Genomic DNA, 7872 nt, shown 5'->3' on the forward strand with positions numbered 1-7872 from the left:
GTTAGAAAGCGGAAAAACTACAAGATCACAGAGCAACATTTACACTGGGCAATGATTGAATATATTAAGAAAATTCACTGTGCTGGGATGCCTCAATTATGAGGGGATCCCCCAGCGCCCTAATAATGGGCAAAAAATTGTTGGCTAAAATGTTGAGGAACGAAAACAGTCAACTGTTTTTTGTCCTTATTAATTAGCTTGTTATATGGCATGTGCTTCCACAAAATATGATTTATTTTTGAAATCCCATTCAATATTATTGCTAATGTAATTTTCAATGAATTTAACATTCTCTTTTTTAATAGGGTAACAATCAAACATTGGATTTTCGTTGTTTGGCTCGTTAAGCTCATTTTGAAACTTTACGAGGTCAAAAGATGATAAATCGTATTCAGCAATCAGCTCTTCTGTTTCCTCACAAAATTCTGTGATGTAGCGCCTAACTTTGAAATTATCGTCAATCATTGATTTGCCATATAACAGTATATTAGGCTGAATTCCGAATAAGAACATACAGCCAAGTTGTTTTCATGTTAACAAGTTAACCCAAAATGATCACAAGTTCAATGTCTTACGAAGTTAGAGTCTGCAATTTCGCTAACACCTCTTATGGTGAAAACCAGAATTTGCTTATTTGTGATGTGCTTCGATTTAACAGTAGGGGATACTTGCCTGTAAACAGTTGCTTAGCAGTTTTAGCTTTAGAGAGCCTTCCTTTTTCCACCCATATAGTGGCGAAAAGGTACAATCACTATTATAACTGTGTAAATAAACAGTAGTAAAGTGAGGCTATGTCATCAGCTTTTATAGTGGAGTTCGGGGTCAGGTCTTGTATTTTGCACCTCACATTAGCTTAGTTATTGCAAAAGCTGACAAACAGGATGTAAACAAAATTTTTCCCTAGCTAATTTTGGGACAATAACGACCTAAAGCAACTGTCAGTTTTAATCACATAATGACTTTAAAACTGACAGATAGATCTAAACGAACTTTTACCGGTTAATGCACTTCTTGCTTTCTCTCTATGAATGCAATTATTTCGGTCTGTCTATATTGTTTTAAGCCATTTTGGATTAAACACAGCGGTTTAACTATCTGGGTAAAGTCGGGGTCCTTAACCACTTTAGTGTAAAACTTTGCCCTGCTAACGCTCAGAATTTTCATGGTTTGTGTGGCTGATAGTAGTTTTTCATCTATTAAATAGTTTTTTATAGGTGCATCTTCAGATTGATGTTTAGTTGAATCCATTGCTTTGTCCTTAGGCTGCAGCTGCAGCGATTGTTTTAATGCAAATGTAGGGTAGGTTTGCTCGGGTAAGTGCTTCAGAAAACTGTGGTGGCACGCTGTTGCCCACTCTGGCAACTTGTCGTTTTTTGGTGGTTTTTCCGTTGTAGTCCTTAATGGTGTATTCAGGTTTAAAGCCTTGGCAGGCAAACAACTCGTGTGGTTCCAACATACGCATACCAATATCAATGATTTGATAGGGTTCGCCTTTTATCATTACCAAGCCAAATCGGTCGTTAGTGGTTATGGTGTGCAGAGGTTGATCACACGGTACGCCGTCTTGTTCGTTGCCGTAGTATTTAATGAAAAAAGCTCTGACTTCGCCAAGGTGTAAACCGCCCGCGGTAATGGTGTGCGCGGGTTCGTTAGCCTTAAAGCCAATATTGGTACCTCTTAGCTTTATCATGTGGCTAGTGATGAGTGCGTTATGGTCAACTGTTGTTACAGTAGGTAGTGGTTTTTCAACACTATCTCCTGAACCTGAGTAGTAACCACCGTAATGCTTACAGATATTAGCGGCAGCGATGATTGGTTGAACCACGGCAAAGTGACCGCCTTTAACTTCAGCACAAATGGTGCGCAGCGGTTCATTAACTGGCATATTTCGTTGGCTACTGGCGTTGGCGTGTTCGGTGATAAATGGTGCTATGTCATGGCTAGGTACAATAAATGGTTCTTTGGCATCGATGATGAATTTTTGTATGCCTTTGGCTATTCGCTTCATGGTGTTTTCAGCTAATGATTTTTTACGGCCAAAGATAGATTTGCAGGGCAGAGACCAATCGATACATTCTGCGGCGGTTCTGTATGGCAGCAACTCACCACTTGTCACCTGATCACTACCTGGTGTTGCGTGGGTTGGCTGCGGCCAAACGATAGGGAGTCCATCACAGCGAGCCACCATAAATAAACGTTTGCGGATGGTTGGTGAACCATAGTCACAGGCGCGCATTTCACGCCACTCAACCTTATAACCTAAACCTTTTATGAGCTGGCTAATGTCTGTCAGACCAAGAACATCGATACACTCAGCTAGTGCAGGGTGATTTGCATTAATGCCAGTCGATAATATATTAACGAATGCTTTAAAGGTTTCACTTTTACGTTCTGGGCATGGCTTAGCCGTTTGGGTTTGCTCACATTCTACTAATGGGCCCCACGTTTTGAATTCTTCTACATTTTCTAGCATGATGACTTTTGGGCGAGTCAGCAGCGCCCAACGGATCACTACCCAAGCTAGGCCACGAATTTGTTTACTTACGGGTTTACCGCCTTTAGCTTTACTAAAGTGCTTGCAGTCAGGCGAGAACCAAGCCAAATCAACAGGCTTACCGGCTGTAGCTTGGACTGGGTTCACGTCAAACACAGATTCGCAATAGTGCAGGGTGTCTGGGTGGTTTACTGAATGCATGGCAATGGCGTCTTGGTCATGATTAATAGCAATATCAACACTACGACCTAATGCCCAGCTTATTCCTTCAGAAGCACCGCCACCCCCTGCAAAGTTATCGACTATTAGACCGCTCATGCTACTTCTCCCATTGGTTCACATTTATCAAGCATGGCGTTGAGCTCGGTTAATACATCACTGTGTTTGTGTTGTAATAACAGCAACTCATTAGCGCGTTCGCAGAGGTGCCGGTGACGATAATTACTAATTTTTTCTGGGTAAGCAGCAAAAGCCTTTTCGACTAGATCAAATACTTCATTGGGCCATCCTGATTTCTTGTTAGTTTGTGCTGGTTCTCTCGCTATCTGTTCTTCGATGTCGATTTGAGCACTTTGTCCAAGTGTATTTGAATCATTGTGAGAGGTAGTTATCTGTGTAGGTATATAATTAGCTGCTTTGGTCTTGGCTGCAGCATCTATCATATCTAGTAGCATTTTCCCTTGTTTTACCAATGCATCTCGGCTGATATAGCTTAGGCGTTCACCGGTCCAGTTTTTGTCAAAAACAACTATGGCCATGCCGAAACCTGCACTACTGGCTTCCTGTTTTTCATTGGCAGGAATAAACCACTGCGGTAGCTCAAAGCTGATTCGGCCGCGAACAAAGCAAACATGATCCGCTTGTTCCGGCCACCAAACCTCAGAAGGTGCACATTTGATGGCAAAGACGAACTTAGCACCTTTGTCACGTTCAGCCATTGCCTTAGCTATTATCTTACGCATGCCGGTGATGGCTTGGTTATCATCGTCTAAGGAGGTGCGTGAGTAAGGTGGGTTAGCAAAGCCTATACCGCCAGCAAAGTCTTTGGTCCAGTCCTGCACTAGTGCGTTATCTTCTGCAGTGTAGAAGTTTGGGCATTTACTGTTATGGTCATCGGTGAAAATATCATGCACAAAAGGACCAAATTTAGCGTTAATTCCCCAAAATAGAGGGGTAGGGGTTTGCCATTGATCACCAACTTCTTTGAGAAGGTGTGTCTTCTTTTGTTTTAGCTGCTCAAGTTGCTGTACGTAGAGGTTAGTTTTAGCTTTTGAATTCTTGGCAGTCATAGTGTGACTCCATCACGTTTATTGTTTGCATCAGTTAACTGATAATTTTGTTGATTAGACTGAGGGGCTGCGTTGAGCTGAGACCAATCAATCTCTTTGATCTGTTCGATTATGCTGGCGACTTCTTCGAGTCTTGTTTGTGCGCGTGAAAGGTTTGATTTTTCAATCATGAACCTTGCAGCAGCTCGTTCGGCGGGTAAGCCATTAACGTAATGCTCAGTTAATGCTGCTATCTGAGGTTCTGATTTGATCTTGGTGAGCAGGAGTAGCAGCTGCAGTCGCTTAGGTTGTTCGCCACCAGGCAAGAGGTAGTTCATGCTGCTTCCACCATAGTGAACTCTCTATTGCTATTAAACAGACCTGCATAGTTATTGATATGAGTAATGCCGATATGGTCACTATTTGCTGTAAATGCTTTCATGTTACCTGCCTTGGCTTAGCTGTAGAGAAACTCGGATTTGTAAGGCGTTATGTTTTTCAATCATTCTTTGTTTGGCTTGCTCATTCAACGCGATTAAACGGTTGAAAGTGGCACGTTCATGGGGCCAGCACTTAATAGCTTGGAGATGGCTTTGTATTTGTTTTTCGAACCATTCAAGTGCCCATGTTAAGTCTTGCTCGGCTAGAAGTTGGTCGTAATGTTGCTGGTGCCTTACCTGCTTCATCAATCTGCTTACGCGGTTAGTTGATGTAGGTTTGTCTGATGACTCCATACACTAATTACTCCGGTTATCCCTTGCTTGGGTTCGGTATAGCGAAGGCTAAACAGTTGCCCAAGCTCACCTGCGTGATGCATGTACTGTTGTTGAAATATCTGGCTTGGGTGGTTATACGCTAAGTACTTAGCCAATTTAGATACTCTATGTTGTACACGTGGGCAATCTATCGGTTGAGATATGCCTTGAGCTTTCGCCATCAAGCAAGCAAAACGAATCGCGACTAAAAGACGAAACTCAATGCGTTGCTTGGGTGTTGTTTGTACTTTTGCTAGAATCATTTCCTTGTCCTCAGTAGTAATAAATTTAGGTTTGCTTAAATCAAATTTAAGTAAGCTTAAATTATTAGTCAAGTTTTATTTAGTAAAACTTAAAATGATATGGGCGCTTCGATTTGAGGGTGTACTTATAGAATATTGAACTAAGGAGAGGTGGTGATGTTAGGTCACGCCTTTTTTGCTAGGTGAGATTGATCCCTTTTTCAGCCAGAATGAATGGTTGTCTGTTAGCTTTGGTAGAGGGGTATATAAATGATTTGCCCCATTTATGTGTTATCTACAGTAATTTGTCCTATGCAGCACTGACCTCTTTGTAATACTTTTTCTCATCAGTCGAAAAGGTATGGGTTCCGTCTAGCGAAAACCTTTAGTTAACCAATGTTTGTGCTTTTATACAGTAGTATCGGTTTTGTGCGGTTAATCTCATAATTTTGCGCGATCAGTTCACGGTTTGCTATTGAGTTAAAAGAAAAAGAAGCGTAAATTCAGTTAGATGAAAGTGTGCGTTCATGAAAAGCTCAGATAACCGGAAAGCAAAGTGTGCAACTCACTTTTCGCCCTAGGTGTATTGGATACAATCTTAAGCGTAAATGCTTAATAAGTTGTTATTAATTAACTTTTCAGACTTTTTACTGTGAACGCTTTCTCAACATGGCTTGGCAAAACGCGCAAGCCGTATATACAAATGTTAGCTGTCCAAGGAGGATTGATGTTATTCATTAAGGAAAACGAAACAACGCTTACGATTTGGTGGAAATTTATAGTATCTATTGTATTTTTTGTTTTAATAGTCGTTGCCGCTCTGACAGGAACACTATATATCCCGTCAAAAAGTGGATTTATCACTGCCGAATCTCAGCCTATATCATTTATTGGGTTCGTTATTTTTATCTTCCTGTTATCGGCATTGTCATTCTGGCAAGGTGGTTATGGAATATATCAAAAATACGTTGCAAAGCAGAATTGCAGCTAACAAGCTGCTAAATTCAGATGCACCAAGGCTGTCATGCCATTTGCTGTGCAAATCGCCCGCCAGCACATGGTTCACTTATTAGCAGGGCGTTATACCTAAATAGGATTGCCTGTGAAGATTTCACTAATTGAGAATGGTGTTGATTCTCTTAAAAAGGGCTTTGAAAGCCTAAAGAAATACGAAGAAATGCATTTCATTGACAGAAGTGGAGAGGAACGTTTTTATACTCTTAAAGATGCAATATTATCTATAAATCATGGAATCGAAATTTTATTTAAACAAGTACTAATTAATCATAATGAACTACTAGTGTTTTCTGATATTGATAAATCTTTAAAGTCAGCTTTTAGAGAAAAAAGGCAAAAAAAACTATCTTCGATTTTTGAGACAGAGAAGTCACCACATACTGTGACAATGCAAGAAGCCATAGATAGACTTTCTAGCTTTTGTGGCATTGTTTTAGATAAGAAGATGTTATCTAAAATTAGTCAATTAGAAAAGTATAGAAATCAAATAACGCATAGTGCAATCTTTATTAAAGAAGAGGATGTTAGTGATACTTTTAATGGCTTGATTGATAAGGTTGATACATTTTTCTTGCAAGAACTAAAAGGCAATTATTCAAGTGTTTCAGGGTATACGAAATTTAAAGATGAATATCAGAAATACTTAGACAAATCAGATGAAACTAAAAAAGATATCAAGAGAGAAACTATCGAGAAATTAATTGAGGCATTTTCTCAGTGTAGTTTATCTATGGGACAGAATGAAGCTCGTGTTATTGATGATATTAATGTTGCAATGCAAGTTATGGCCATACTCACAAGCTCATCTTTAACCTTTGGCGCTGATTTTTATAACAACCATAATACTGGCCAAATAGGTGAGGTTAAAAGAATTGGATCTGATTTAATATCGATTTTCACTGAAGATAACCAAACTGATTACCGGTTTAAGTTCAAGTCTTTATTAATATACCTGCCTGAAGTTGATAGTGATTTTTCCCCTATTTTATTCTTTGAGGCTGATGACTCAGTAGTCGATGATGAATATAAACGATTTATTAAAAATGATTATAGTGGAAAGCAAGTTTTGTCAGGAATTCATTTGGTAGATGAAGCTAGGATTGAATACGACAAAGAAAAAATTAATACTTTTTTCTATGATATGGATAATGATTCAATCCCTTACCGTAGCTTTTGGAGTATTGAATATTATCTTTCTAAAGGAATATTTTGCTTCATGAATGTGCAAGGCTTGAACTATGGAAGCATGAGAAGAGTATTAAATGGCTCTCATACATTAAAAGAAGTACAAGTCATCTTAAATCGCGGAAAATAGGTATAACAAGTCGTTTAAACGGACAAAAAACAGTTGGCTTTTGTTCGTGCCTCACAAATTGTAGCCAACTATTTTTCGCCGCTTAACGAGGCGTTATATGTACAAGGAGTTGTGGTGAAAAAGTTCTTCAAATATCTAGGTTTCGGTTTTTTAAGTGTTGTTATATTTTTTATTGGAATCGGGGTTGTGACATCAATCAATACAATAGATAAAGAAGTAGTATTCGAACCCTATATTGCTAAAGCAATTCCGAAATTAACCTCATGGGAGCAATCTTCTTATCAAGAGTTAATGTCTGAGGATGGTTTTAACGGAGCAACACCAGAGCAATGGACTTTATATCTTAATCAGTTTTCTAAACTAGGTGAGTTTCAGTCAATTGGAAAAGCAGAGCTTCAAAATTGGAAAACTCTTTCCCCAATTGATAGTCCAAGCGTTACTTATGCTATTTATCAAGTACCAGTTACATTTTCTACTGGTCTTGCTCATGTTCAATTGGCTTTGCAATCATCTGAAGATAAAGTCGAAATTAATAGTATTAAATTCCTATCCGACATTTTAATGCAATAGTACATATAACAAGCTGTTCAAGCGGGACAAATTACAGTTGGCTGGTTTCGCTCCGCTTCACATTTTAGCCAACTACAATTTTCCCCTTAACAGGGCGCTGGGGGATCCCCTCATAATTGAGGCATCCCAGCACAGTGAATTTTCTTAATATATTCAATCATTGCCCAGTGTAAATGTTGCTCTGTGATCTTGTAGTTTTTCCGCTTTCTAA

The 7872-nt window shown here is 39.3% G+C and carries 10 protein-coding genes; 3 read left to right on the forward strand and 7 right to left on the reverse strand.

From position 1 onward, the window contains the following. Positions 1-201: 201 nt before the first annotated feature. From FS373_RS31230 to FS373_RS31260, 7 genes are all read right to left on the reverse strand, one after another. Entirely contained in the window at positions 202-465 is a 264-nt protein-coding gene (locus tag FS373_RS31230; protein ID WP_152831534.1) for a hypothetical protein, read from the reverse strand. Between the two features lie 534 nt (positions 466-999). Beyond that, on the reverse strand, positions 1000-1248 hold the full coding sequence (locus FS373_RS31235; protein ID WP_152831536.1) for a hypothetical protein: 249 nt from the start codon (positions 1246-1248) through the stop codon (positions 1000-1002). A gap of 10 nt (positions 1249-1258) precedes the next feature. Beyond that, entirely contained in the window at positions 1259-2812 is a 1554-nt protein-coding gene (locus FS373_RS31240) for a DNA cytosine methyltransferase (protein ID WP_152831537.1), read from the reverse strand. Beyond that, entirely contained in the window at positions 2809-3783 is a 975-nt protein-coding gene (locus FS373_RS31245; RefSeq protein WP_152831539.1) for a phage N-6-adenine-methyltransferase, read from the reverse strand. The genes FS373_RS31240 and FS373_RS31245 overlap by 4 nt, the downstream gene beginning before the upstream one ends. Then, positions 3780-4100 carry a PapB/FocB family fimbrial expression transcriptional regulator gene (locus tag FS373_RS31250; RefSeq protein ID WP_152831541.1) on the reverse strand — a complete coding sequence of 107 codons (321 nt, stop codon included), beginning with the start codon at positions 4098-4100 and terminating at the stop codon, positions 3780-3782. Before FS373_RS31250 ends, FS373_RS31245 begins: the two co-directional genes overlap by 4 nt. Before the next feature lie 105 nt (positions 4101-4205). Further along, on the reverse strand, positions 4206-4448 hold the full coding sequence (locus FS373_RS32375; RefSeq protein ID WP_152831543.1) for a hypothetical protein: 243 nt from the start codon (positions 4446-4448) through the stop codon (positions 4206-4208). 8 nt (positions 4449-4456) lie between these two features. Continuing rightward, a complete protein-coding gene (locus FS373_RS31260) occupies positions 4457-4780 on the reverse strand; it encodes a hypothetical protein (RefSeq protein WP_152831544.1) in 324 nt (107 codons plus the stop codon). Between the two features lie 706 nt (positions 4781-5486). Here FS373_RS31260 and FS373_RS31265 point away from each other — a divergent pair. From FS373_RS31265 to FS373_RS32380, 3 genes are all read left to right on the forward strand, one after another. After that, positions 5487-5750 carry a hypothetical protein gene (locus FS373_RS31265; protein ID WP_152831546.1) on the forward strand — a complete coding sequence of 88 codons (264 nt, stop codon included), beginning with the start codon at positions 5487-5489 and terminating at the stop codon, positions 5748-5750. A gap of 111 nt (positions 5751-5861) precedes the next feature. Beyond that, a complete protein-coding gene (locus FS373_RS31270; protein WP_152831548.1) occupies positions 5862-7091 on the forward strand; it encodes a hypothetical protein in 1230 nt (409 codons plus the stop codon). 33 nt (positions 7092-7124) lie between these two features. Next, entirely contained in the window at positions 7125-7661 is a 537-nt protein-coding gene (locus tag FS373_RS32380; protein ID WP_227993456.1) for a hypothetical protein, read from the forward strand. Positions 7662-7872 lie beyond the last annotated feature (211 nt).

Source organism: Shewanella sp. YLB-07, from assembly GCF_009377275.1.

Excerpts from the sequence above, each read along its gene's own strand:
- FS373_RS31265 (WP_152831546.1), top strand. The coding sequence starts at position 5,487 with ATGTTATTCATTAAGGAAAACGAAACAACGCTTACGATTTGGTGGAAA.
- FS373_RS31260 (WP_152831544.1), bottom strand. The coding sequence starts at position 4,780 with ATGATTCTAGCAAAAGTACAAACAACACCCAAGCAACGCATTGAGTTT.
- FS373_RS31230 (WP_152831534.1), bottom strand. The coding sequence starts at position 465 with ATGATTGACGATAATTTCAAAGTTAGGCGCTACATCACAGAATTTTGT.
- FS373_RS31240 (WP_152831537.1), bottom strand. The coding sequence starts at position 2,812 with ATGAGCGGTCTAATAGTCGATAACTTTGCAGGGGGTGGCGGTGCTTCT.
- FS373_RS31235 (WP_152831536.1), bottom strand. The coding sequence starts at position 1,248 with ATGGATTCAACTAAACATCAATCTGAAGATGCACCTATAAAAAACTAT.
- FS373_RS31250 (WP_152831541.1), bottom strand. The coding sequence starts at position 4,100 with ATGAACTACCTCTTGCCTGGTGGCGAACAACCTAAGCGACTGCAGCTG.
- FS373_RS32375 (WP_152831543.1), bottom strand. The coding sequence starts at position 4,448 with ATGAAGCAGGTAAGGCACCAGCAACATTACGACCAACTTCTAGCCGAG.
- FS373_RS31245 (WP_152831539.1), bottom strand. The coding sequence starts at position 3,783 with ATGACTGCCAAGAATTCAAAAGCTAAAACTAACCTCTACGTACAGCAA.